Source organism: Sulfitobacter sediminilitoris (genome assembly GCF_010667575.1).
Taxonomy (GTDB): domain Bacteria; phylum Pseudomonadota; class Alphaproteobacteria; order Rhodobacterales; family Rhodobacteraceae; genus Sulfitobacter; species Sulfitobacter sediminilitoris.
Genome location: NZ_JAABNT010000010.1, coordinates 136,358 through 161,834, shown reverse-complemented (window position 1 = coordinate 161,834; position 25,477 = coordinate 136,358). Strand labels below are relative to the sequence as shown.

The window sequence follows — 25,477 nt, the reverse complement described above, 5'->3', positions numbered from 1 at the left end:
CTATCCGTTCGTCGCGACGTTGGCCGAGTTGATCAGCAGCGGGAAGATCTGGCGGAAGGCGCGGTTCCAACGGGTGATCGGCTGTTCGGCGATGAACACGATATCGTTGGGTTGCATTTCGAACCGTGTCGCCAGCGTCATGTTGGCCGCGTTGCGGGCGTCCAGATGCCACGCCGTCACCGCCCCGAAGTCAGCCGGATTGGACGACCCGCGCAGGACGTAGATCTGCGATGGGTTCGCAGTTTCTGCTGTGAACCCGCTATCGGAATAGATCGCATCCGCAAGCGACGCCTGACGGCCAAAGGGCATGGTAAAGCGACCCGGCTTGCTGACCTCACCGGTCAGGTAAACGAAATCACGGTCCACGGCATCGAAATCAACCCGGTCTTTAAAGTTTGACCGCGCCTCTGTCAGCGATGCCCGGCGCAGGTTCACTTCCGCATTCAACTCTGCCAGCGCCTGCACCCGCGCTTGCTGCCGGAACTGCGCAAGCGTGATCTGTTCTTCGAAATAGGCCTGCGCCTTATCCAGCTCAAACTCTGTATCGACGAAGACGCTGTCACCATCGACCAGACGCACCTTTTGCAAATCGCCGCGCCGCAGGTATTCCTCCAGCGGGATCTGGTAGAGCGTCCCGTCGCGGTAAATGCGGATCGACGCGAAATCGAGGTCTTCGGTCGAGATGCCCCCTGCAACGGCAAGCGCCTCATCCAGGTAAAGCGGCGTCAGGCGAATGGGCGCAACGGTGGGGTTGGATACCGCACCACCCAGCGACACGCGCTTTGAATTAAACTCGGCAATTTCAAGGCTGAAAGTCGGGTCAATCTGGCTTTGCACAAGGCTTTGGAACAGCTGGGCCTCAGCCTCTTCCAGTGTCAGCCCTTCCAGCACCACGCGGCCCACATCGGGGATCGCAATCGCGCCATCATCCTGGACGGTATAGCCCTGACGCGCATTCTGTGCGGCCAACAAGCCGCTCAGTTCCTCAACAGTGTTTCCCGATCTCTTGGTTGCCAGCAACAAAACATCACCGACGCCAATCTGGTAGGGTCCGGGGGTCACGGCCGGCGGGATGCGCAGGGTCATTGCAGACGGACGCTGCTGCACGTCCAGCGACGCAGGCGGCACAGCCCCTGCCCCACGCGCGGCCCCTGCCCCGCCCGCGTTCTGAAAGAACACGGCTGGAAGCTGCTTGGGGTTATACTGCGCCCTGTTCGCCACCAGGACGGTTTCCGCATTCACCGGCAGAACCCGCACCTTGCCATCACGCGCATCGACTTTGGGCGAGACATAAACAGACCCGCAACTGGCCATAAAGAACACAATCGAGGCGATGAACGTCAATCTCAGCATCAGGAATACCCTTATTACGCGTACCCACTGTTTGTTCAGGAATTGACCTGTCGTTTCAAGCTGTCCATGGCCAATTCAAAATTTTGAGCGAGATTGTCGCCAGATTGCCGCATTATCCACAGGCTACCCAATCAGAACGGGCTCAGATGAACTCGCATGTCCCCAGGCCAATCGCCGCAACCGTCAAACGACCGCTGTGATACGCGCCCGTGTCGATAGAGATTCGCGATGGCGCGATCTGAGGTTCGCGCACGATGGTGTGCCCGTGCACGACCCAAAGGTCATCGTTTCGCGGCGTGGTCATAAACTCTTTGTGCCCCCACAGCAGAACCTGGCTCGACTGATCTTCAGGCTCCAGATGCGGGTCCATTCCGGCATGCACCACGCAAATATTCCCACTTTGATGCATCAATGGCAGGTTGCGTAGCCATTCCAGCACGCCGTCTGGCAGCGCCGCTTCAAGCGCATGGCTGGCCTCCGTTAGCTCCTCAACATCCGAATTCTCGCGCACGCCACCAATTCTGTAACTCGCCAGAGTCTGAAGCCCCCCATTCCGCAGCCACCGCTGCCCCCGGCCTGCCGGATCGTCAAGGAATTCCAGCATCATGCGTTCATGGTTGCCCATCAGGCAGGTGACGTTATCCGGCAGATCCTTTTGCAGATTATGAAGCCACTCCAACACCCGCGCGGAGTGTTCACCCCGGTCGATATAATCACCGACGAACACCAGACGAGGAATGCCATGAAGATCCACATCTCTGGCCTCGACAAAAACATCGACGTCTTTCAGGCACTTGCCCAGCAGATCATAGCTGCCGTGCAGGTCCCCGACCACCAGCAAAGGCTGTTCGGGCGCCATGCCGCTGACATCGGCGGGCGGGTTGGTCTTCTTCGTCTTGGAAGGGACTAATATGGTTCTTATACGGTCAAGCACTCTTCGTGGCCTTACTTCGGGCAGGCATGCCCAACTCGTTACGTTGCAGCAATCGGCCGTACCCCCTGCCTCATCAGCAAGATGATATGACACACCGATCATGTTCAGACATAATACGTTCGGAGCTCAAGAAAAGATGTCCTTTCTTTTGCCAAGGTATTCTCAGGCACCCATGGCGCCGAGATGCAGGTGAGTGAACGATCAGATCCAAACTCATGCTTAGCTTGTATCAGCCCTCCAAAATACACGTTATTCGTCACTGCAGCGTTGCCATTAGGCCGCTCATATGAGAAGCAAGCAATCATGGCTTAATGAATGAGTTCTCCGTTGAATAACGCCCACCCCTCCGAACGCGCGCGCTTCAGGCAGACGATGCAAGTCGAAGACGACGAGATCGACCTCGCCGCCCTGGTGGGGACCCTTTGGCGTGGCAAGTTCCTCATCTTGTTTTGCGCCATTGCTGCCGTGCTCATGGGCGGCTGGTATGCGTATTTTCAGGCAACGCCCGTCTACACCTCAAGTGCGACAGTTGCCTTGGAAAGCCGGCAGGAACAGGTCGTCGACATCGAAAGCGTCGTCACGGGCCTTTCGGGCGATCAGGCGACGATCAATACCGAAGTAGAAGTGATCCGATCCCGAGGCCTTCTCGAAAAGTTGGTGAACCGGCTGGATCTTGTGCAAGACCCTGAATTCAATGCGAATTTGCGGCCTGAACCTCGCTTTTCAATCGGGGCTTTGGTGGGATTGATCCGGTCACTTATCTCCACAGAGACGGAAGATTTGGCTGTTCCATCTGAGCGGAGCGAGCTGGATGCAGTCATTGATGCGGTTTTGGAAGACATCTCAGTCAGCAACATCCGGCAAAGCTATGTTTTCCGCATCACGGCGACGACAGAGAATCCGCAGAAATCAGCAGCATTCGCGAACACGCTCGCAGAGCTTTATATTCTTGAACAGTTGGAAACGAAATTTGAAGCGACCGAGCAGGCGACAACTTGGCTGACCGACAGGGTTGCAGAGTTGCAGGTACAGCTTGAAGCCGCTGAGGCCGCTGTAAAGGACTTCAATGCTGGCGCTGAACTCGTTAGCGCCGACGCGCTGACCGGGCTGAATGTCCAGATCAAAGAACTGAGAGATCGGCTGGGCGATACACAGATTGAGCGTGACGCGACAGCGGCACGGTTGGATGCCCTGCGTGTTGCCGCTGCGAGCAACGATATTGACGTCATGGCGCAGACAGCAAACGACCAGACACTGAACCGGGTGCGTCAGCTTATGGCGAACAGCGGTCAGGAAAGCCCGGACCGTTCCGCGTTCGACGCGCGCTTTGAGCAGATCGTCACACGCGCCCAACTCGAAGTGTCGCGCGCTGAAAACCAGATCGGCGCCCTGCAAGAGACAATCCAACAGCAAGAACAACAGATTGTGAATCAATCGGCCGATCTGGTCCGTCTTCAGCAGCTTCAACGCGAGGCCGAAGCAAGCCGTCTGATCTACGAATTTTTTCTGAACCGGCTGAAGGAAACCAGTGTTCAGGAGGGTATACACCAGTCTGACAGCCGTATCCTCTCGCAAGCGGTTGTCCCCAATCGGCCTTCTGCACCCCGCAAGTCTCTGATCCTTGCGTTGTCGATGATGCTGGGTCTTATGTTTGGCTCTGGCATCGTACTGCTCCGCGAATTTGCCCAGAACACTTTCCGCGAGCCTTCCGAACTTGAATCCCGGACCGGCTATACCGTTATCGGTCAGGTGCCAGCGATCCCAGCCCGTCGACGCAAGAACGTCCTGAAATACTTCGTCGACAAACCCACTTCGGCCGCCGCCGAAGCGATCCGCAATCTGCGGACCTCTGTCCTGCTGTCGAATATCGACAACCCGCCGAAGGTGATCATGTCCACCTCCTCAATCCCGCAGGAGGGTAAGACGACCCAATCGATGGCGCTTGCGCTGAACCTGACCGGACTTGGAAAGCGTGTGCTTTTGATCGAAGGGGACATTCGCCGCCGGATCTTTAGCCAATATTTCGAGCTTCCGAACACAAACGGACTACTGTCTGTATTAGCTGGTAACCTCAGCCTGCAAGATGCGGTCATCCGCATCGACGCTCTTGGTGCCGACGTGCTGATTGGTGAGAAAGCCAAGACCAACGCCGCCGACATTTTCTCGTCTGAACGCTTCGCGATGCTTCTTGAAACCGCCCGCGAGCAATACGACTACATCATCATCGACACGCCCCCGGTTCTGGCCGTGCCGGATGCACGGATCATCGGCAGACATGTCGATGCGATCGTCTACACAGTCAAATGGGACAGCACCTCGCACCGGCAGGTGCGTGAGGGCCTCAAGGCTTTCGAAGATGTCAATCTGCGCGTCTCCGGCCTCGTGCTTGGCCAGATCAACGCGCGCGGAATGAAGCGATATGGCTACGGTGACAGTTATGGCGCCTATAACGCCTACTACGACAATTAGGCCAGGTTGGAGACTACTTAGCGAGAAGGTGTGCGGTCTTCTCGGCCACCCATGCCGCCTCAACGTCCCTGTCGGTCAGAATGCTGGCCGACACGCCAGCCTTTGCGGGCTACACGGTGACCTTTAGGTCATTCCGGCGGACCTCCGCACCCTGTCCACAAGCAATTGTGACGGTCGTTGAGCCGGAGCTAGGCGCGCATAAGCGAAGGCTAGCGCGAGCAAGACCTACAGATCGTCTTAGGTTGTCGAGTTATCTTGCGTGCAACGGAGTTTGTTGCGTTAGGCCGGCAGTCGCAAAGAGCCTGTGGCGTTTCACCTTTGATAGATCAAATGAAGCCCGAACCCGATGTCATTAGGGTGGCGAAGCATCCTTTTCATTTTTCGCCAGCAGGGCCTCAAACTTGTTCTGTATTTCGCGCAGTTCCTCAATGGCACCGCGGATATCTCCACTGTCATAGAGCATGACTTCGACATGCTTTCCCACGTGCGACAGTTGTTTCTGAACTTCATGCCGCGCTTCTTGAGCCAGGGTCTTCAACTCGTAATAACGTACCGGGCGCGCAAATCCGCGCGGCTGAAACTCCCCGGCAAGGTCCGCCGAGACGACAGTTTCTACCAAGTTGAATGTGTTTTCATCCATTACGATCTTGTTAGGTTCCGCAACACTCTGCAACCGAGAGGCCAGATTGACCGGGCTGCCAAGAACGGTGTAGTCGAGCCTTTGGTCTGAGCCGAAGTTGCCGACCGTACAGAAACCAGTTGCGATACCCATTCGTACCTTCAGCCCGTTGGTGACGCCTTTCTTTCGCCATTTGCTCTGCAACTGGGCGACCCTTTCCTGCATTCTTACGGCCATTTCGACGCACCGAAGCGCATCCTCGGCTTCACCCTCCGTTTCAGGATCCCCGAAAAAGACCATGATGGCGTCCCCGATGAACTTGTCGATGGTTCCGCCACACTCAAGCGCAATATTGGTCATTTCGGACAGATAGGAATTCACGACGTCGGCAAGGCGTTCGGGTTCGAGCGTGTCGCTGAGATCGGTGAACTGGACGATGTCGGAAAAGAAAATGTTCAGTGTCTTGCGCCTATGCACATGCGACGTGTCTTCACTTTCCGAGAAGATGCTCTTGTAGATCTGTGGTGAAAGGTATTTCGCCAGCCGGGTTGCAAGGTTCTGCAGTTCCCTGGATTTCGCTTCGATCAGCTCGCGGTCCCGCAGCTTCTGTTCCAGAAGTTCCTCGCGTTCCTTGCGAAGCGACCATTCTGCCGTCCGGTCGACGAACTGGCCTTGGATGCCGTTTAGGTAGGTGAAATCAGCGTCTTGTGTGAACGTGGACAGCAGCGAGTAGATCCGGTCTTCTCCGTTCGCGGAAATCTCAACCTTGGGCAGCAAGACCGAACCGTTTTCCAACAATTCCGATTTGTATGTATCGATCTGGACACCGGGAAGTCCGAGCTGTTCGAGCACATCAAACATTGAGACGTTGGAGACATTTCCCAGCAGTGGAAAAAAAGCGCGGAAATTGTCGTTGGTACGCAGAATCTCGAAGTCTTGGTTCGCGAAATATGCTGCGGTAATCGCGTTCTTGAAGTTGAAAAAGCTCAGATCAAGAATCGATTTTTGATTAAAGAACTGCTCTGCATTCATCGTCGAACCTCCTCATGTAGAACCACTTTGGCCTGATTGTCTCGGTACTGTGCAAGCTTGCCAGTCGCAGCCCCCCAACTCGTGACGCAGTAAGGAACGCAATAGGTCAGGATAATCTTGACCACAGGAGGGTAGTCGCCCGCGAGGATACCGTCACCATGATTGATGCCGGTCAGAACTGTTCCAACCACCAAAGCCGTCATAGCTGCTTTCCGTGGAGTGCCCCCGCCGAACAGCAATTCCGGTATGCTGGGTTCGGACTGTGTAATCAGTGTCTCCAATAAGTATCTCACCGGCCAAGTCGGCGCTGTGATCATTCTTCGGATGCTTTTGCATGCGAACCGGTTTAGAGGAGCATACTTTTTCCAGACTAGCCAGTTCTTTTGGCTAGACGCCATCGGGAAGAACGGGCTTTGGAGCCGTGGACCTGAACGTCAGATTTGTACCGCTCATGAGACATCGGGCGCAGCCGCAGCGAATGGCCGATGTTCGTAAAAGCGTTCGCTACAGTGCAAAATCGGATGTTGCCGTGGTGCTGGCTTGTCATGAGTGACCGCTCTCGGTGGCTACAGGGTCATCCGACGAAAATACTCCGATGACCGAGTCGAGCCCAATGTGTAAGTTGATGCGTTCCGGGAAGCGAATTGCCACGCTTCCGGTATGAAGCGGTGCGGTGTCAGACGTATTTGAGCGATATCTGCGGCAGAATTGATTTGTCACTGAGGAAGGCAGCGCTCTAACCTGCTTTAAAATGAAGTAGACAGAAGAGAGCAATTGAATGCCTGAGCACTTTGATGTTCTGATTGTGGGTGCGGGCATTTCCGGCATAGCCGCAGCCTACCACTTGCAAGACCAGTTGCCCGATGCGTCCTTCGCGATACTCGAAAGTCAGAATGGGTTCGGCGGGACCTGGAAGACGCACCGATATCCCGGTATTCGCTCCGACAGCGACCTTTATACATTTGGCTACCGCTTCAAGCCCTGGGTTGGACCTCCGATCGCCAGTGGCACGGAAATCATGCGCTATTTGGAAGAGGTCATCGAGGAAAACGATATCGCGCAGCACATCCGCTATCGCCATCATGTCCAAGCCGCGCGTTGGTCGAGTGACGACAATCTCTGGACGCTCTCGGCAACCAATCTCGATACCGGAGAAACGCGCGAGTTCACTGCCGGTTTTCTTTGGATGTGTCAGGGCTATTACCGGCACGACAAGGGCTACACGCCGAATTGGGACGGGATGGCGGATTTTGGTGGACAGATCATTCACCCGCAGAACTGGCCAGAAGACTTCGACACGTCCGACAAGCGCGTGGTCGTCATTGGCTCGGGCGCAACGGCCGCGACGATTGTCCCGGCGATGGCCGGAAAATGTGCGCATGTGACGATGCTTCAGCGCTCGCCGACGTACTTTTTCATCCGTCCAAATGTGCATGAATTGGCGCAGGCGCTGCGAGAAATCGAGATCGACGAAGATGTGATCCATCCAATCGTGCGAAAACGCATTCTCTTCGATCAGAACGCTTTTATTCAGCGCTGCGCCGCAGAACCGGAGGAGGTCAGGCAAGAATTGTTGGCGCTCGTGCGCGCGCATGCGGGAGAGAAGGTCGATATCGAAAAGCACTTCTCGCCTGGTTATCGCCCATGGCGGCAGCGTCTTGCGCTAGTTCCTGACGGTGATCTGTTTCAGGCTATCCGCGACGGCCATGCCTCCGTCATCACCGATGAAATAGAGCGCTTCACGGACAGCGGAATTCAATTGAAATCCGGCGACAAGATTGAAGCGGACATCATCGTCACGGCGACCGGTTTTAACCTCAATGTGCTCGGTGATATCGACTTCATCATCGATGGTGCACCGCTCGATTTCCACGAAACTCTGACCTATCGGGGTATGATGTTTACCGGCATGCCCAACATGGTCTGGGTCTTTGGCTATTTCCGCGCCAGTTGGACTCTGCGCTCCGAGCTTATCGCGGACTTCGTATGCCGCCTATTGACCCACATGAAAGCCAAGGGTGCAAAACGCGTCGAGCCGATGCTGCGGGCTGCCGAGCAGGACATGACGCTCGGCCCGTGGATGGATCCTAAGGATTTCAATCCTGGATACCTGATGCGCGGGATGCACTTGCTTCCGAAGCGCGGCACCACGCGGGACTGGCAGCACACGCAGGATTATTGGCACGAAAAGGACGAGTTTCCGCAGATCGATCTGACTGACGAGGTGTTCGTCTATGACGGCAATAGGGCAAGCGCGTGAGTGTGCCGTCTGACGTTCATCCGCAGGTGCGCGCGGTGTTGAAGAAGATGGCCGAGCTTGGCATCCCGAAGGTGCATGATCTGTCAACGCAGGCCGCGCGCGCGCTCGTCGAGAACCTGTCTGCCGCGCGGCTTGAGAGCTACCCGCCCCCCGAGGTGCATGCGGTTGTCAACACGGCCACCGGTTCCGACTACGGCGATGTTTCGGTCCGCATATACCGGAGTTCGGCCGCCACCGAAGTGCCCGCGATCGTGTTCTTCCACGGCGGGGGACATGTCTTCGGAAGTCTCAACACGCATGACACTGCCGCGCGGTTTCTCGCCCACGCCACGGGATCGACCGTGGTGTCGGTCGACTATCGTATGGGACCAGAGTACCCGTTTCCGGCAGCAACGGAGGATGCATATCAAGCGACCCTCTGGGTTTCGGCGAAGGCTGCAGAGCTTGGCATCGATCCAACCCGTTTGGCGGTCTGCGGCGACAGTGCCGGTGCCAACCTCGCAGCCGTGGTCGCGCTTATGGCGCGGTCTGAGGGCGAGCCCGCTCTTTCCGCGCAGGTTTTGGTCTATCCGGTCATCGATTATCGCGGCAGCACTCCATCACATGCGCGCTATGCGCAGGGGTATGGCGTTCTAGAAGCGGGGACCGTGACGTGGTTCAGGGATCGCTATCTTCCTGATCCCGCCCTGCATGATGATTGGCGCGCTTGCCCAAAAAATGCAGCGTCGCATTCCGGCCTGCCGCCCGCATTGATCATCACAGCCGAATGCGACGTGTTACATGACGAGGGCATCGCATATGGCGAACAACTTACGTCTGCAGGGGTAACTGTCGAGCAAATTGACTATGCCGGAATGATTCACGGGTTCTTCACCCAGCTTGGTCTTGTGGACGATGCCGAGAGGAGTCACCACGACATCGCCCAGTTTCTTTCCAAATACTGGTGACGGTCAACTCGGAGTGACCTAAAAACAACCGGCTGTGTCTGGACCGAACCATTGCTTTTCTTGCTGCGGTGGCGCTGGCGTCTTGTTCAATCGCGTTGCTGCATCTGCAAGCCTTCGAATCACAGCAGGTCCGGTGGGGGCTCAGCTCGGTCATCTGAAGGTTTTTGTCGGATGACAGCTTCGTCTAAGGTTTGTGGCGGTGCTGTCAGACCAATTCGAACTCGTCTCTGCAAGGACAATATGACTGCCCTTTATGCCGCACCGAGACCGCGCCACTCAGCAAGAGCGGCGGCGCGGTTGAGTTTGAAATTCGTTCGAGTTGAAAGGCTGCGTTCCTGATTAAAGTGGTTGTAAGCGGATGCGTGGACGGCGTCGAATTTCTGAAAACTTCGCATGCGCCGGAAGCGAAGCATCGCCCTCTCTCGGCGTCGGAACGGCAGATGTAAATTCTCTGCCCCATTGTTCAGCCAGCGACCGGTTTCCTGCCTGTGTGCCGCGCCGATCTCCTTCAGCGCGGCGCCATAGGACCGCAGCAGATCCGTGACGAACACCTCCGGGCAACCATGCTTACGCATTGCTTTCTTTAAGAATTTCAGGGCCGCCTTCTTATCGCGTGTCTTCGTCGCAAAGCTTTCCAGCACCTCGCCCTCATGATCGACCGCCCGCCAAAGGTAGTGCCGCTCGCCGTTAATCTTGACGAACATCTCGTCGAGATGCCAACGCCATCGGCTGGACTTCATGCCCTCAATCCGTCGCTTTCGTATCTCGGAAGCGAACATCGGGCCGAACCGGTGCCACCAGTATCTCACCGCTTCATGGCTGATATCGATGCCGCGTTCGTGCAGCAGATCCTCGACATTTCGAAGGGACAGAGGGAAACGGACGTACAGCATTACCGCCAGGCGGATAATCTCGCGGCTCGTTTTAAAATAACGAAATGGATCAGGTTTGGTCATCCGGTGAGGCTACGAAACCGCCCTGCCCGCCTCAAGCTAGTTTGTTCTGACAGTACCCGCGCCTCTACTTGTTGACTCCAAACGCCGTAGGGCGATGACCCGGAATGACTGCGGTCCACCCTCAAAGGTGCACTTCAGATTGGGCGCACCTGAGTTCCTCCGGAGCCGCTATACTCCAGACGCTAGCCAGCTGCTGCATTCTTGCCCGAGTTCAGTCAAGGCTCTGGCTTCATAGCGGGCCTTGTCATCGTCGGGAAGAATGTCGCGCCATCGACCGTTCACACCGCGGTGGATGAAAGTCTCTGCACCGCCGTCCCAAAAGATTCCGCCCATAGGCACCGACTTGCTCGCATTCGCCTTCATATAGTCGAATGAACAGTGCTCCAGGATCGCTTCCCAGCGGCCATCGTCAATCTCGATGTCAAGGAAATCGGCGATGCGGCGAATTTCTCCCGGCATATCGCGTTTGAGCGCTTCGAAGTGGATCAAATGCACGTTTGGCAGATGGCGAATCTCCCACCAAGTTCGGATGTTTTCCCAGAAGGGCCACATCGGATAGCCATCTTTTTCCAACCACTCCCGGAAGTACTGCACGATGTCAGGTGTCGGTCGCTCGATCGGCGGCCCAACCCGGCCGGGGGTTTCGTTGAGGACCTCATACCATGCGTCATTCGCGTTGGCATGGTGGTTGTGGAAGCTCCAGACTACGTCGCGGCCATCGCGGGCGATGTAAATGTATTTGGCTTTTTGCGAGAAAACGAGCGCGTCTACCGGCAGGTGAGTTTTGAGGAAGCGTCGATGAGTTTGCGCCGCAACCTCAGGCAGCTTGATCTCTTTCGGGGGAACCCGAAGATCCAGCCACGGCGACATCTCGGCCACGTCGTGACCTTCGACGCCATTGAAGATCAGCTGGCTGACGATTTGCTGAACCCAAGTAGTTCCTGACTTCGCGTAGGTGGCGATTATTATATCGTCATCTCGAAACTTGAAATCGTTCCAAATAGTCGAGTCAAAATGGTGGTTGTGGATTTCCCTTGTCTTTTTCGGCTGATCCAGCTCGCTCATTTCCCCGATCCCTTCAGCTAACTGAAAAAACAACTCTGCCACGGAACATCTTCATGCGGAAGAAGGGGCGGCACAATTTCTCTGAAGTTGCGTAGGCAAAGTGCCAGAGGCGGGCCCGGTTTGGGCTCAACGGAGACATCTGATTAAAACCATCAGATGACCGCCCATCGTAGCATTGCTGCCGTTGCCGATATCGCCACACAACACGCTGTCTTCGAGTGTGTTCCCAAACACTGTGGTGGAAAACTGTATCGCAAACACTGTGGGGCAAAGAGTGTGTTACGGTTGCTTTAGCTCTCGCTGGACATCGTGTAGCCGATTGAACGGGAGGAATTGACAAATGGTCCAAAGGATTTTCGCTGCTTTGGTCGCGCTTACTGTGAGCGCCGGTTCAGCAATGGCGGTTTCGCCCGAAGCTCAACGCCTCATCGACCGCGCGGCAGCAGATTGCCAGAGCTTTGAAAACGGCGAGTTCGATCGAGGCGATGCTGTCACTGAAATCGAACTACGCTCCAAGTTTGGGACCGTGAACGCGGAACTTGTGGACGAAAGCCAGTACGCATGTTCTTCCGCTGTGTCGCTCTACTGCGGAACAGGTGGCTGCATACTTAATCTCATTTTGGACGGTGAGACGATGGCATGGCAGGCAACAGGTTGGCGTCTCATTGATTGGGGTCCTGACCGTTTCCTTCTGATTGGACGTGATGGAGGCTGGTGTGGAGGCACTGGAGCAGAGGTGTGCTATGAAGCGCTGGTTTGGAGCAACGGCAAGATATTGACCGTGGGTCCTGGGCCCGAGTGAAAACACGCTGATATTCTCATAACTCTGACGTGGCACGTTGAATGATCTGAACCTCACCCTTGAAAGCGAAATCACGTGCCCCGAGTGTGGCCACAAGGCAGCGGAGACCATGCCGACAGATGCTTGTCAGTGGTTCTACGAATGCTCCTCATGCAAGGCTGTGCTCAAGCCTTTACCCTGCGATTGCTGTGTCTATTGCTCCTACGGAACTGTGCCTTGTCCCCCGATCCAAGAAGGTGGATCGTGTTGCGGCTGATCTAATCTCGTATTCGCAAACACTGTGGGCAAACAGTGTGTTGCGAAACCAGGCTTCAATGTCCTCAAGGAAACCTCTTGCCGCGTAGCCGCAATCTTGCACCGAGCTCAAGCGGCGCCCGCTTGTTTCGATGCAAACCGGTCGATTGACAAGAAACCGACTGGAAGGCTTGTGTGTCCGTTAAGCGCGAGGTCTGCGAGCATTTGACCTATTATCGGCGCAAACTTGAAGCCGTGTCCTGAAAAACCCGTCGCAATGGTAACGTCAGGCATGTTCGGATGCTGGTCGACAATGAAATGATTATCCGGTGTCATCGTATACATGCACACATGCGCAGATCGGATGCCGTCATTAAGGCCCGGTATGTACTTGGCGGCAAAGTCTGAAACTTCCCCCCTGTCTTTATCAGTCACTACACGCTGTATGGTATCCGGTGAGGCCGCGTCTCCGGCATCATGCCTCAGAAGCATTGTACCCAGGTTATCGAAATGAGGCTTGCCCGCGAAAAATCCTTCAGGCGCGGCCCAGAAGTAAACCGAGAAGTCATTAGGATCGTAGTTCTTGGGCTGTTTTGTGTCGAAGTAGACCACAGGTATGCGCCGGGGTTTCAAGGGTAAACCCAGACTGGCAAAAGCATCGCATGCCCAAGGACCCAATGTCAGAACGAGCCTGCCTGCGCTGATCTCTTCACCATTCACAGTTACGACGACGCCCCCTCCCTCTTGCCGCCATCTGGTCGCTGCCGACTGGAAGCGCAATTGTGCTCCATGCCGCCGTGCAAGATCACGAAATGCGTCAAGACAGGCCTCTGCTTGGAGAAGCCCCGCCCCCGGCTCGCGGAGAATTTGCCAGCCATCCGGGACTGAAAAGCCGGGATAGCGCTGCTCAGCCTCCTCAGTATCGATTTTCTCGACAGCAAGACCATGTTGATCCGCCGCCAGGCACACACCATTCAAAAGCGGATGGTTCTGCGGTGCGAAATAGAGCGCACCTTTTATGTCCAGCAAACGAGCGTTGCTTTCTGCCTCCAACTTTCGCCAAAGATCATTGGACCGGCGGGCAAGCGGTACATATTCCGGTGACTCAAAATAGGATTCGCGAGTGGCTCGCGTTGGTCCATGCGATGAACCAAGCTTACTGTGGGGCAGATTGGCATCAATGCCCAGCACACGTGCTCCGCGTTTTGCAAGGGTATATGCCGTAGCGCTTCCCATAGCGCCCAACCCAACCACGATGACATCAAAAGTCTCCATTTCGAAATCTCCCACATTGGCCATGTCGTAAGGGTCTAAAGGCATTCAATTTTGTTGGGTAGAATAATCATTGAATAATCATTATGCAGATTTGCATGGAGTTACATTGGGACGATCTCAAGATCTTCTTGGCCGTGGCGCGCGCTGGATCATTGACAGGCGCAGCACGCAGGCTGCGGGTGAGCCAGCCAACTGTGTCACGCAAATTAGCTGCAATGGAACAAGCGTTTGGAGTCAAACTCTTCGAACGCAACCGCGATGGGTACCAGTTGTCCGGCCCCGGCGCCGAAATTTATGAAACTGCAAACCAGGTCGGTGAAGATATTTCCGAGATCGAACGCCGCCTCAGTGGGCGTGATATGCGGCTCGAAGGACAGGTTACGGTTACCTGCACTGAGGTCATGTCCAATCTGTATCTTGCGCCCCACTTCGCCCGCTTTTTGCAAGCGCATCCCGGTATTGAGCTAAGCGTTAATTGCACGTTTCAGAACCTCAGCCTCAGTCGTGGTGAAGCAGATGTCGCGGTGCGAAACACAAGTCGTCCACCCGAGACCCTGATTGGGCGAAAGTTGGTTAAAGTAGCCACTGCTGTCTACGTGGCTAATGATATGATTGGTTGTACCGGTGAAAAGGCCGCACCCCGGCACTGGATCGGGTGGCAGGACGAGGCCTACTCAAAACTACTTATCACTTCTCACTTTCCAGACGCAGTGGTGAAGCACCGCGTCGATGATATGCAGACAATGCGTTCAATGGTCCGCAATGGGGTCGGTATTGCTGCCTTGCCCTGCTACATGGCTGACCCAGACCCTGGCCTTTCCCGGTTGTTCCCTGATCCAATTTTTGAAGGCGCCCTGGATATCTGGGTTCTGCGTCATCCAGCAGTCCGGCAAGTCGCGCGTTTACGCCTGATGACCGAGTTTCTGGCCGATACAATATTGTCAGACCGCGATCTTTTTGAGGGTGAGCGGCCGGGGGAAATTGAGGTTCATGATTAAGCTCAGACATCGACATCAGCCGCGGCCTTATCGTTAAGCGGAAATGGATGAGCAACGAGCAAGGCGAGCGGGTCTCTGTCAAAAAGGATCGTCGTGTGCGACCGTGGTTCTTCGAGCAAGACGGCGGCTGGTATTTGCAGTGCCGCTAGCGGACATTCCTTGCGACGCAGATCGATCCGGAGCGAAGAGCTGATTTGGAAAAGCTTCAACGGGTGGGATCAGATACTCAGGGATTCCGGATCTGGCCTGTTTGGAGGCCCATTGTCCTCAAACTACGCTACCGCCGAGAGTTCACAGTTGTGAACTGTCATGATCCAAGAAAGTCCAAGAGCCCTTATCCTTACAGGCAAACTCCACGGCGCAAAGTCTGCCGCCGTCAGTCAGAAGTGACATTCCAAACCTGTTAAGCATCGAACTGTCAAAAACCAAATAGGAGACATTCGTAGAGCTACGGATGAATAACCGAGTTACGGGACTTTCCAGACCTTTGGCTGATCTTAGTCGATAGACGCTTTCGACCCAGGCCGTTCGTTCAACCGTCACGCTTCTGCAGTCGCAGCCCGCTAATCGGCCATTCGCCGCAGGTGCGAAATCTGGAGATGGTCGAACTCACACATCGAGGAGAGGGTGTGTGAAAACTCGAAATTCGCGCCCTTTTGGTGCCGCTCATTTTCCCGAAGCGAGGTGTTTGTGGCTCAGCTCAACGAGAGAGGCTGCAAATCTTGCTGTTTTTGTCGTTTTGCCGCCGCGCAAATAGTTTTCACACAGCCTCCGGACAAAGCTGCCATCGTCGACACAAGGCGTAACAATGCATTCCAGGCTGTGTCATTGGCTGATGCCCTTGCAAATTTTACTGTGTCGGCGCGGAACAGCGGTGTAAGCTGCCTGTCTTTATTGAGCAGCAAAAGAGGTCAGTATGGCATATCGGATAGTGTCGGTTACCGAAGTAGATGACGAACCCGCATTCGAAGAACTTCTGACCGAGTATTACGCGGTCGTATTTCGTAAACTGGGTTTGGTGGGCGGATCTGCGAAAAAAGAACCAAAAGATATGGCATCTTCCGTTCTGGCGAATATTCAGACGATCTTGCCGCCAACCGGCCGCCTTTTTCTGGCATATGGCAAACAAGATCGCCTTGTGGGGTGTGGCACGCTGCAACAAGCCCGCCCAGATGCCGGAGAGCTAAAGCGTCTTTTTGTTCGACCGGAAGCAAGTGGAAACCGCCTCGGCCGAGCTTTGGTGGACGCCCGGATGGAGGCCGCTCGGAACATGGGTTGGCGCACCCTTTTGGTGAATGCTGTAACAGGCAATCAAGATATGCTCCGCATCTATGAAAGCCTCGGCTTTAGGTTCATCGAAAGATACCCGGAATGTTCCGACCCTATCGAACTGACTGACTACTTTGACTATATGCAATTCGACTTCAGTTGATTTCTGTTCTTTCCGCTTGCGGCTGAGTGTGTCGAAAAACTCGAACAATCCGCACTCTCATTTTTCAGTCAAAATCCGTGTACTCGCTTGCATGCAATACGTTGCCATTTTTGGCGGAGTTCATTGGCGCTTGTCTGTGACTGCCTTTAAATCTAGCGTGAGAGGATGACCTGGAGCCTCCCATCGGGCCTGAAGCGAAGGACCGAATTGTCGCCGCAGATACCTCTCATTTTGGCGCTCTTCACAGCGGTTGTCGCCTGCGACCGTGACCCACCTGCGCTGACACCGCCCGGCGGTCCCGAGGACTTTTTGCGCGCCGCAGACGTTTTGAGTGCTGCACAATGTGAACTTGACGCCGCCGCAACCCGTTCCGATCCGCGCTTTTCCGCGATGAAAGCCGAGATTACGCTTACTCTTACTGTTCAAGTTTCGGAATCTAGCGGCGGTAGCCTTACCCTGACGATCCCTATCGCCACGACCGACCTCACGCTCCGTCGCGATAGAGTGCCGGAAGGCGCGGCACTTCGGCTAATGGACTTTCGTATTACCCACATTGTTGGCACAACGCCGGCTTGCCCGACGGCAGAAGTGCCGCTTTCCGAGACGGGCGTACGCTACATCGAAGGTGGCCTAGGCCTCCGTGAGTGGGTCACGGAAACCGACCGGCTAGTGGCACACACCGGTCGCGCACCGCGAGAAGTGAACTACGCCATGAGTTTTAATGTTACTTTGAGAAATGATCGATCACCCATTTTCTCCCGGGCGATCAATTCCGTTGACGCAGATTTTGTCAGACAGGAAGCAAGCGGACGCGAAACTCGTCACCGGATCGTTGTAACCATCATCCCGGGCCAGCCGCGCGAAAGCGTGCTCCACGATGCTGCCAACCGCTTTCTTGACCGCATAGACAACTGATTCGTTGGTCAGTCGCAGCACCTTTCAGACGCAGGCATGGCGTACCTTGCTTTTATCTAAAGAACTCAGCTTGAGAACTGATGTCTCCCTTGGGCTCGCTGCCGCCATTAGATCGATTGCAGCATCAAGGCGGATGGGCCCAGATCGCGTCGTCACTCACGGCCCAGAGCCGCCGTCCGGCGACGAATAGAAATGCGGCGGTGCGGCCCGTCAAATTGGCCATTCGCTGCAAGTGCAAGATTTGCGTCCATCAAGCTCTCTGATCGTCTTTGCCTTCAACCCATTCCTTTCGAACAGTAAGGTTCTGCTGCTACTCTCCAGGACTGCCGACCATCCTGTTCAAAGTCGCGCTTGCCCGGGATCGCGGAGCGGCGAGATGATGGCTGCGCGCCGACACTTCGGAGGAGAGGAAACCATGGAGCTTGATACTGAAAAACTGGATCGAGCCGCGCTGGCCATTCTGAGCCTGTCGCTGCATGACGAAAACCGGGTCTGGAAGGGTATCGACTGGGCGATCACCGACCGGCTGCACGAGAAAGGTCTGGTTCACGATCCAGTTGGCCGGGCCAAATCACTTGCCCTGACCGATGAAGGCCTGGCCGTCGCCGAGGCTGCTCTGAACGAATTTTTCAGCACAACTTGACCCGCTGCATCCGACCCGATTGCGCTGTCTGGTTGAACAGCCTATCCGTACTCCATGTCCAAAAAAGCACTGAATAAACAGAATCTGGTGGCACTCGGCGCTGATCGATTGGCCGATCTATGCCTCGAACTGGGCGAGGGCAGTGCAGAGATCAAGCGCCGACTCAGGCTGGAGCTGACCCATGCCGCCGGGCCCGAGGCACTGGCCCATGAGGTACGCAAGCGGATCGCCACCATACGTCGTTCGACCAGCTATGTGGAGTGGAACCGGACACGGCCTCTCATCCGCGATCTGGATACGCAATTGACTATGATCGCAGACAAGATTGCGCCGGGCGCGCCCGATACCGCCTTTGATCTTCTCTGGCAGTTCGTTGAACTTGCGCCATCTGTTTATGAGCGGACAGATGACAGCAATGGCAGCATCGGCGATATCTTCCGAGACGCCGTCACCCGGTTCGAGGATTTAGCCCCTCACATCCAACCAAACCAACCGGTGTTGGCTGAGCGCATCTTCGCTGCCATGTCGGACAACGGCTATGGCGAGTGGGACGGGCTTCTGGATTATATCGGATCGGCTCTGACGCCCGATGGTATCGTCGCGCTGAAAGACGCCGTTGACACCTATGAGGCAGCACCGCTGCCCGAAGACTCGATGGAAAGCCGCGCGGTTTTTGTCGGCGCCGAGCCGGTCGGCTATTCCCTCGACAAAGACTGGTCGGCAAAGCGCAAGGCCGACGAAATCCGCCGCTGGCGCCAGGAGATCGCCGATCTGGAAGGCGATGTTGATGCCTTTCTGTCTCAATTTGATGTCGAGCAGCTGGAGAATCCCACCTTCGCTGCAGACGCTGCCACACGCCTAATCGCCGCGAACCGCGCCACCGAAGCGGTGCCCATTCTCGAAACCGTACGGGACACGGCTGGCAAGCGCTTTATCCCGCACACCTGGGATGAGGCCTATGTCGCAGCCCTTGCCGCGCTTGATCGCAAAGAAGAACTGCACGCATTCCGCTGGCAAAGGTTCAGCGAAACCCTGGCCCCGTCCTATCTGCGCGACCTCCTGAAGGCCCTGCCTGACTTCGACGATATCGAGATGGAGGAAAAGGCCAAGGCTCTTGCCTTCAGTCATCGAAATTTCGAGGCCGCACTTGGGTTCTTCCTCGACTGGCCCGACCGTAAACTCGCGGCCGACCTGATCACTGCGCGCGTCGATGAATTGGACGGCGATGCCTACCATGCTCTCACCCCGGCGGCGGACGCCTTGCAGCATGACCACCCACTGGCCGCTACCCTTTGCCGCCGCGCCATGATCCGCTACACTTTGGACAAGGCCAGATCCACTCGTTACAAACACGCGATCCAGCATTTCGCTGAATGCGCCAGTGCCGACGCGTATATAGAGAGCTATGGGCAGTCTATCGACCACGTTGCTTTCACGGCAGAGCTGAAGGCCAAACACCCGCGAAAATCCGGTTTCTGGTCTGGCGTGAAATCCACCTGAATAGGGTAGACAATCAGCGCCTCACGTACGGGCGCGGGTGATAGCACCGGCCCACAGGAGACACTCACCGCGTCGGTCCGCGCCGCGATGCAGCTTCACCGAACCGGACTTTCGCCGCGAGTGCAAAATCCGGCGGTGGTCGAACTCACAGTCTTCGAGACAAAACGGGCTGGTTGTCTGGCACTCGATTATCCCGGATGCCGTCAAGAAAACGACCGCCCTGCCCATCTGAAGGATGTGTCAGTTGATATCGACGGTTTTTCCCGGGTTCATGATGTTATCGGGGTCCACCGCACGCTTTATTGTAGCCATAAGCGCGTAGGCTGCGCCGCGTTCCTCGACCATGTATCTCTTTTTGCCGGTGCCGACGCCATGTTCACCAGTCACGGTCCCGCCAAAAGACAGGGCGACCCGGTTCACATCTGATGCGAGCTGCTTGGCTTTTATCAGTTCTTCGGGATCATTCGGGTCAAACAGGATCAGCAGGTGGATATTGCCGTCCCCACATGCCCAACGATCGGGGCGATCAAACCGGCCTCATCCCTGCCGTGGATTTCCCGAATGCTTTCGCCTGTCGACAGACGCGCGCCGAGCAGGTCTCTTAACGCGGCAATTGCCCGAGTGTTGTTCCTCTGTGTCAAATCACGCTCCTTTTTGTCTTGTTGCTGCACAACACTGGCCGGCCCTTCGCAACAGCATCACCGGAACTCTCCGTCGTAAGCGTCGCGCAAAAGGTTTTTCTGCACTTTGCCCATGGTGTTTCGCGGCAGCGAGTCCAAAAACTTGATGCATTTGGGTTGTTTGAAACGGGCCAATTGATCCTTGATGCCGCATAAGATGTCTTCAGCTGACGGTGCGGCACCCTCCTGAGCAACAATGACCGCCACGACGGCTTCACCGAAATCCGGATTTGGTACACCAATCACCACGCTCTCAACGACGCCTGCCAGGTCGCCGATCACCAGCTCGATCTCTTTGAGATAGATGTTGTAGCCGCCCGAAATGATCAGGTCTTTCCCGCGTCCGACGATATGCACATATCCGTCCTCGTCGATGCGCCCAAGATCACCGGTGATGAAAAAACCAGTGTCGCGCAACTCCTCTGCGGTTTTCTCGGGCATCTTCCAATAGCCCGCAAAGACGTTTGGCCCGCGCACTTCCAAGACGCCAATGTCGCCCTGTGGCAATGGGAAGTCCACAGTGCCCGCCCGTCTTTCACCGTCATACGGGTTAGAGGTGTTCATGTTCGTTTCCGTCATTCCATAGCGTTCGAGAATGGCGTGGCCGGTCACGTCGCGCCAGCGATCATGGGTTTCGGCCAGCAACGGCGCCGAGCCGGACACGAAAAGGCGCACATAGAACGTCGGCACCCCCATAAGAACCGAAGCTTTCGGCATGTAGCCAACGATGTCATCCGCATCGAACTTGGACACTAAAATGCAAGACGACCCGGCCATTAGCGTGACATTTGTCGCAACGAACAATCCATGTGTGTGAAAGATCGGCAAAGCGTGGATCAGGACGTCATCCGCGCTGAAGTGCCAGCTTTCCTTGAGGGTCTGCGCGTTTGCCGCCAGCGCCCGATGCGTCAGCATGGCCCCCTTGGACCGCCCCGTCGTGCCCGACGTGTAGAGGATGGCCGCCAGATCGTCCGGCCCTCGTGGAGTGGCTGCAAAGCCCGGCGCCGTCGCATCACGCCGCTCCACCAATGAACCGCTTTCATCGGCACCGATGGTCAGCACCTCGGCAACACCGGCGTCTTTTGCCACAGCCGAAAGCGCGGCCTCCCGCTTCGGATCACAGATAAAGACACGTGGTTCTGCATCGGTCAGGAAATAGGCGACTTCGGTTGCGGTATAGGCGGTCTTCAACGGCAGAAAAACCGCGCCAGCCATGATCGTTGCGACATACACTTCCAGCATCGCCTGGGTTTTTGGGGCCTAAACAGCAACGCGATCACCGGCCTCTACACCCGCCTCGACCAGTACCTGCGCAATGCGCTCGGCATTGGAAAAGAATGCCTGATAGCTGACCTCTTCCCCGGTCTGATGATTCCGCAAGAAATGACTGTTGTCCGCGCCAAGGCTGGGGGCGCGCAGTTTCTCGGCAAGATGGTTTCCGTGATACATGAGACGTTCTTTTATCCCTTTCTCAATGCACTGACGCTGGCCGATGTCGAAAGATGGTGATGGCTTGCATAAGCCTGATGGTTCTGTTCGATTGTTGCGCCATCATAGATGTTGTTGACCATCACACCCGATGAATTGCCGATGCCCCGCGGACTGTTAACGCCGGGTTAAGACCGCACCAGTCGCCGGAGCAATAGTGCACCATTTTGCCGGATCTGGCTGGAGTAAAACTGCGCCACTTTTGGGATGTGGGTTTGTCCATCAGGTCGCGCTTTGCCCGTGCTGATGCAAGATCGGGGTCACGCTCGACAGATTTATGCGCATAGAAGGTCGATGGTGCGATCCCCAGAACCCGGCAGATCGGCCCGACACCAAAGACGCCTCGGTGCTCCTCGATAAAGGCGATCATCGTTTGAACGGGCGGTCGAGCTCCGCCGCCGCGAAATACGCAGATGCCTTCTTCAGGATCTCATTGGCGGTTCGAAGTTCTCGGTTCTCCCGCTCCAATTCCTTTATCCGGTCTTTCTCAGCGCTGGTAAGCCCCACCCGCTGCCCAGCGTCTCGTTCCGCCTGGTGGCACCAGGCGCGCAGGCTGTCAGGCGAACAGCCCAACTTCGGTGCAATCGCGCGGTAGGCAGCCGTATCGCTCGTGTAAGCACCGCGGTCTCTCGAAACAGCCGAACACCGCGTTCGCGAAGTTCAGCCGGATAGGCGGGGGTGAATCGTCTCTTCGTCATAGGGCTCATCCTTTGAGTGTTTTACTCTCCGGTAAACCCAGGGCGGTTCAGATACCTGAAGCCGTGGCGGCGATTCATAAATTCTGGTAGCTGGCCTTTCGCGTGTCTACATTCTTTGAAGCTTTGAATGACTGCGATGACTTAGCGTTAACTTGCCCGAGGCCTTTTAACCACAGAAGAAAACCTTACCATTCCTGTCCGCAGTGTACTTGATCAGACCACATCAAGGATGTGATCCCCCTCGCTTACCAAGGCAGCTTTTGGTGAAAGAACTCAGAAGTGCGAGGGGGTACCGCACATGAGTACGGTCAAGTTATGTTAACCATTCACGGACAGAGCACAAGTCTTGGAGAAGATGTCGTTACGTCACTCTTCAGGACTAGAGCGCGAAGAGATGCTCCTCCGCCAACTTCTGCATAGCCAACGGAGGAGCTAGGGGAAATACCCAACCACTCACTTCTGCGAACAACAGTACAGTTGGGTGAACTGCGTTGAGTGGCAAGCCCCTGACGTTACGTTACCCGCGATCAAAGCAGAGGAAAATAGGTTGATTGAGTGTCTGACGAGAAAAGAGCACACGCCCCGAAATGAGGCGACCGCCAAGCGACATCACTACGATAGCCTCAAACAACTACCAACCGATCTCGGCGATTCTCTTGACGCCTTTCTTTATGCAAGAGCTCTCAAAACACTTAGCGGTCTCACGCCTTATTAATACATCTGCAAAATCTGCACTTCTAAGCCAGATAGATTCACCCTAAATCCGATCCAGCAGGTGCCGGGATTAAACACTTAGGTTGCGGCCCGCCACATGCGAAACCGACCTTGACCCGTCACCTCGTGGATTAAGCCCCTCCCCTCCATCCAAGCAAGGTTGCGCTGAACGGCCGCTCGGCTCACATTGGTGAGGGCTTCCGCCATGGGGGCAGAAACCAAAGGCCATTCGGTCAATAATGCGAGCAAGGCTGGCGGCGTCTTTCCCGAGAGCAATCTCATCTCTGTTTCCGCCCGCGCAGCCCAAGCCTCGATGTCATCAAGGTGCCGCATTGCGGTCAGGCAGGCGGTCTCCATCTCGGCGAGCCAGCGAACCAGCCGATCGGCATGCGGCCCTTCTGACCGCAGACCCCCAGTCCCGCCCATGGCCAACGGCCCAAAAACCGCGCCCCTGCCCTCGGCCGCGGCGATACGCGCTGCGGTGACCGCCGCTTCCATTCTGTCGCCCTGTTGCCCGAGGCCCGCAAGGCTCCAGAGATGAAAGCCCATACAGGCGCGGGTGATTGGGTGCAGGTCTGAGGCTTCACGCATCACGCCTGTCCAACTGCTCGTCCGATCTGCGAAACGTTCGGCCTCATCGGCCATATTTTCTGGGTCGCGGCGCTCGAGGAAGGCAGACAAGTCCGCCTCGGGGTCGGGACCACTTGTCAGACGCCGCGCAGCCCATCCGACTCGCGCAAGCGCAACAGCGTCATCCTGCACGCCCGAAAGGCGCATGGACATCCAAAGCATCAACCGATCGGGACCAATGCGGTTGCCCACATGCCAACTCAGCTCCGCCGCTTCAATCAGGGCCAGCCGATGTCGCCACCCTTCCGGCCCGCGGCGCAGCCGGTCGTCCAGTGCACCAAGCCGGCCAGCCACTTTGGCAAGATGCGCCGCATAGCTCGCTTCCGCGCGTCGCCAGTCGTCAATGACCGAAGTGTCAGGCGGTTCCGCCCGCGGCCCCGGAGGCAGATAATCGGGTTCCTCTTCCACCGGACCCGGCAAGAACCAGAGATCGTCTTCCGATGCCTCTTCATCCCGCTCGGTGGGATCAAGAGTGTCGTTAAAATTATCATGAAAAGTGGATGCTTGCGGCTTCATGTGTGCAAAATACTCCTTTTTTGCACATTTCCCAAGTGTTTCTTCGGCCTCATCGTCCGCACTTTAGATTGCGTTCGCGCGCGATGGTCGACGTGGTTTCTCACATCACGCTCAGCGCAAAGAACCTAAGGGAATTCGCACAAACACGACGAAAGAGCTTTCGCTTGCATTCGTTTATAAACGATCGTTTATTGGCGATACTTAAAATTGCATACGGCTGGATTACATGCCCCTGATAGGCTATGCGCGCGTCTCCACAGGGGATCAGACCCCGCTGCCCCAGTCTAAGGCCCTCCAATCTGCTGGATGCGCAGAGATCTTTGAAGAGCACGCATCTGGCGGCATTCGTGCGCGGCCGGTGCTTGCGCGCGTGCTCGAACGCATCCAAAGGGGCGACACGCTGGTCGTCGTGCGGATCGACCGGCTGGCGCGATCTCTGTCGCACTTGCTGGAGGTGATCGAGCGGCTGGAGGCAAAGGGCGCTTTCTTCCGCTCGCTGCAGGATCCGATCGACACGGCCTCCCCCCAGGGCAAGTTCACCCTGCAGGTTCTCGGTGCTGCGGCCGAGTTCGAACGCGCCCTCATCCGCGAACGCACCAAGGCAGGACTTGCTTCGGCGCGCACCAAGGGACGTGTTGGCGGCAACCCCGGGCTCCGCGCAAAGGATCCGGGCGCGCTGCGCAAGGTGCGGCTGGCGCGACAGGACAGTTACATGAAGCGCCTAAACGAGACCGCGCAGGATTGGGTGCCGCATGTGCGCCACCTTCGACCCGATATGGCTTGGGAAGACGTGCTAAGGATCATCAATGGCCCTCTGACCCTTGACCGGCGCTGGACTCAAAGCCGTTTGCTCCGTGCAGTGAAAGCCTATGTACGTGAGAGGTTTCTGCCCGCCGAGGTGCTGGGCCGAGCAAGGCGCCGTGAAACCGACGACCGTCTTCCCGCGATTGTCGCCGCCATCAAAGGCGGTGATCCTGACATGACGTTGCAAGCGATCTGCGAACGGCTCGAATCCATGCGCGAACGCACCCCTCGTGGACGCACAAGCTGGCAGCCTTCGTCGGTTAAAATGCTATTGGATCGAGCGGAGCATCTTGGCCTTCTTTTGGGTGACAAAGCCCCTCGATAGGCTCGCCTCCACCAAAAAATTCCAACAGAATAGGCGTGCAGTCGATTCTTAGATCAACGAAAAGCTAAGTATGGCTTGGATCGACGTAACAATTCATTGAATGCTAAATTTTGAGAACCAGACGGGGCGAGGTAGTTTTTCATATGCGCCATCAAAGACTTAACGCCCTGCCTAACCATAGCACCTAT

Annotated in this window: 22 protein-coding genes, 2 pseudogenes and 1 other annotated feature; of the genes and pseudogenes, 11 read left to right on the top strand and 13 right to left on the bottom strand. The window is 56.1% G+C overall.

Annotated features, from left to right (window positions below; all coding sequences use genetic code 11):
• Positions 1-1,353 (bottom strand): polysaccharide biosynthesis/export family protein, encoded by a 1,353-nt coding sequence (locus GV827_RS15980; RefSeq protein ID WP_204325922.1) that lies wholly within the window; start codon positions 1,351-1,353, stop codon positions 1-3.
• 142 nt (positions 1,354-1,495) lie between these two features.
• The gene (locus GV827_RS15975; RefSeq protein ID WP_164354832.1) at positions 1,496-2,212 is read right to left on the bottom strand and encodes a metallophosphoesterase family protein; all 717 of its coding nucleotides are present in this window, start codon (positions 2,210-2,212) and stop codon (positions 1,496-1,498) included.
• Positions 2,213-2,602: 390 nt separating this feature from the next.
• Between GV827_RS15975 and GV827_RS15970 the strand changes: the two genes are divergently transcribed.
• Positions 2,603-4,756 (top strand): GumC family protein, encoded by a 2,154-nt coding sequence (locus GV827_RS15970; protein ID WP_235930389.1) that lies wholly within the window; start codon positions 2,603-2,605, stop codon positions 4,754-4,756.
• 352 nt (positions 4,757-5,108) lie between these two features.
• Here GV827_RS15970 and GV827_RS15965 read toward each other — a convergent pair whose 3' ends face one another.
• Positions 5,109-6,407: an adenylate/guanylate cyclase domain-containing protein gene (locus GV827_RS15965; RefSeq protein WP_164354804.1), complete on the bottom strand. Its 1,299-nt coding sequence runs from the start codon at positions 6,405-6,407 to the stop codon at positions 5,109-5,111.
• A complete protein-coding gene (gene nrtS, locus GV827_RS15960) occupies positions 6,404-6,610 on the bottom strand; it encodes a nitrate/nitrite transporter NrtS (protein WP_204325921.1) in 207 nt (68 codons plus the stop codon). The genes GV827_RS15965 and nrtS overlap by 4 nt, the downstream gene beginning before the upstream one ends.
• A gap of 575 nt (positions 6,611-7,185) precedes the next feature.
• On the opposite strand from nrtS, the gene GV827_RS15955 reads away from it, so the two are divergent.
• A complete protein-coding gene (locus GV827_RS15955; protein WP_164354802.1) occupies positions 7,186-8,667 on the top strand; it encodes a flavin-containing monooxygenase in 1,482 nt (493 codons plus the stop codon).
• A complete protein-coding gene (locus tag GV827_RS15950) occupies positions 8,664-9,614 on the top strand; it encodes an alpha/beta hydrolase (RefSeq protein ID WP_164354801.1) in 951 nt (316 codons plus the stop codon). Before GV827_RS15955 ends, GV827_RS15950 begins: the two co-directional genes overlap by 4 nt.
• A gap of 251 nt (positions 9,615-9,865) precedes the next feature.
• On the opposite strand, the gene GV827_RS15945 is transcribed toward GV827_RS15950, so the two are convergent.
• Both GV827_RS15945 and GV827_RS15940 read right to left on the bottom strand, forming a co-directional pair.
• On the bottom strand, positions 9,866-10,570 hold the full coding sequence (locus GV827_RS15945) for an IS6 family transposase (protein WP_164354800.1): 705 nt from the start codon (positions 10,568-10,570) through the stop codon (positions 9,866-9,868).
• 168 nt (positions 10,571-10,738) lie between these two features.
• Positions 10,739-11,635, bottom strand: a complete 897-nt coding sequence (locus GV827_RS15940) for a sulfotransferase domain-containing protein (RefSeq protein WP_164354799.1) — start codon at positions 11,633-11,635, stop codon at positions 10,739-10,741.
• Positions 11,636-11,975: 340 nt separating this feature from the next.
• Between GV827_RS15940 and GV827_RS15935 the strand changes: the two genes are divergently transcribed.
• Together GV827_RS15935 and GV827_RS23630 are read left to right on the top strand one after the other, a co-directional pair.
• The gene (locus GV827_RS15935) at positions 11,976-12,437 is read left to right on the top strand and encodes a hypothetical protein (RefSeq protein ID WP_164354798.1); all 462 of its coding nucleotides are present in this window, start codon (positions 11,976-11,978) and stop codon (positions 12,435-12,437) included.
• A 46-nt stretch (positions 12,438-12,483) separates the two neighbouring features.
• Positions 12,484-12,693, top strand: coding sequence for a GDCCVxC domain-containing (seleno)protein (locus GV827_RS23630; RefSeq protein ID WP_164354830.1), 210 nt, complete (start codon positions 12,484-12,486; stop codon positions 12,691-12,693).
• Between the two features lie 107 nt (positions 12,694-12,800).
• Here the strand turns inward: GV827_RS23630 and solA are convergent, their stop codons facing one another.
• Positions 12,801-13,970, bottom strand: coding sequence for an N-methyl-L-tryptophan oxidase (gene solA, locus GV827_RS15925; protein WP_164354797.1), 1,170 nt, complete (start codon positions 13,968-13,970; stop codon positions 12,801-12,803).
• Positions 13,971-14,029: 59 nt separating this feature from the next.
• Here solA and GV827_RS15920 point away from each other — a divergent pair, with 59 nt between their 5' ends.
• The 5 genes from GV827_RS15920 to GV827_RS15900 all read left to right on the top strand — a co-directional run bounded on the left by GV827_RS15920 (position 14,030) and on the right by GV827_RS15900 (position 19,434).
• Positions 14,030-14,944, top strand: a complete 915-nt coding sequence (locus GV827_RS15920) for a LysR family transcriptional regulator (RefSeq protein WP_164354796.1) — start codon at positions 14,030-14,032, stop codon at positions 14,942-14,944.
• 916 nt (positions 14,945-15,860) lie between these two features.
• Complete coding sequence (locus tag GV827_RS15915; protein ID WP_164354795.1) at positions 15,861-16,376, top strand: GNAT family N-acetyltransferase; 516 nt, start codon at positions 15,861-15,863, stop codon at positions 16,374-16,376.
• A gap of 165 nt (positions 16,377-16,541) precedes the next feature.
• Positions 16,542-17,291, top strand: a complete 750-nt coding sequence (locus tag GV827_RS15910; RefSeq protein ID WP_164354794.1) for a hypothetical protein — start codon at positions 16,542-16,544, stop codon at positions 17,289-17,291.
• A gap of 376 nt (positions 17,292-17,667) precedes the next feature.
• Positions 17,668-17,934 carry a DUF6429 family protein gene (locus GV827_RS15905; RefSeq protein WP_235930387.1) on the top strand — a complete coding sequence of 89 codons (267 nt, stop codon included), beginning with the start codon at positions 17,668-17,670 and terminating at the stop codon, positions 17,932-17,934.
• Positions 17,935-17,988: 54 nt separating this feature from the next.
• Positions 17,989-19,434, top strand: coding sequence for a DUF6880 family protein (locus GV827_RS15900; RefSeq protein WP_164354793.1), 1,446 nt, complete (start codon positions 17,989-17,991; stop codon positions 19,432-19,434).
• 240 nt (positions 19,435-19,674) lie between these two features.
• Here the strand turns inward: GV827_RS15900 and GV827_RS15895 are convergent, their stop codons facing one another.
• The 6 genes and pseudogenes from GV827_RS15895 to GV827_RS15870 all read right to left on the bottom strand — a co-directional run bounded on the left by GV827_RS15895 (position 19,675) and on the right by GV827_RS15870 (position 24,160).
• Positions 19,675-19,881 carry an FAD-linked oxidase C-terminal domain-containing protein gene (locus GV827_RS15895; protein ID WP_328823170.1) on the bottom strand — a complete coding sequence of 69 codons (207 nt, stop codon included), beginning with the start codon at positions 19,879-19,881 and terminating at the stop codon, positions 19,675-19,677.
• 32 nt (positions 19,882-19,913) lie between these two features.
• Entirely contained in the window at positions 19,914-20,075 is a 162-nt protein-coding gene (locus GV827_RS15890; RefSeq protein ID WP_164354792.1) for a hypothetical protein, read from the bottom strand.
• 57 nt (positions 20,076-20,132) lie between these two features.
• Positions 20,133-21,359 (bottom strand): annotated as a pseudogene (locus GV827_RS15885) (AMP-binding protein); the annotation flags it as partial.
• Positions 21,360-21,374: 15 nt separating this feature from the next.
• The gene (locus GV827_RS24005; protein WP_328823167.1) at positions 21,375-21,563 is read right to left on the bottom strand and encodes a hypothetical protein; all 189 of its coding nucleotides are present in this window, start codon (positions 21,561-21,563) and stop codon (positions 21,375-21,377) included.
• 265 nt (positions 21,564-21,828) lie between these two features.
• Positions 21,829-22,300, bottom strand: a pseudogene (locus GV827_RS23625) (transposase); the annotation flags it as partial.
• Positions 21,898-22,014 (bottom strand) — a sequence feature (AL1L pseudoknot). (Overlaps the previous pseudogene by 117 nt.)
• A 792-nt stretch (positions 22,301-23,092) precedes the next feature.
• On the bottom strand, positions 23,093-24,160 hold the full coding sequence (locus tag GV827_RS15870) for a helix-turn-helix domain-containing protein (RefSeq protein ID WP_164354789.1): 1,068 nt from the start codon (positions 24,158-24,160) through the stop codon (positions 23,093-23,095).
• A gap of 226 nt (positions 24,161-24,386) precedes the next feature.
• On the opposite strand from GV827_RS15870, the gene GV827_RS15865 reads away from it, so the two are divergent.
• Positions 24,387-25,289: a recombinase family protein gene (locus GV827_RS15865; protein ID WP_164354788.1), complete on the top strand. Its 903-nt coding sequence runs from the start codon at positions 24,387-24,389 to the stop codon at positions 25,287-25,289.
• The last annotated feature ends 188 nt before the right edge of the window (positions 25,290-25,477 follow it).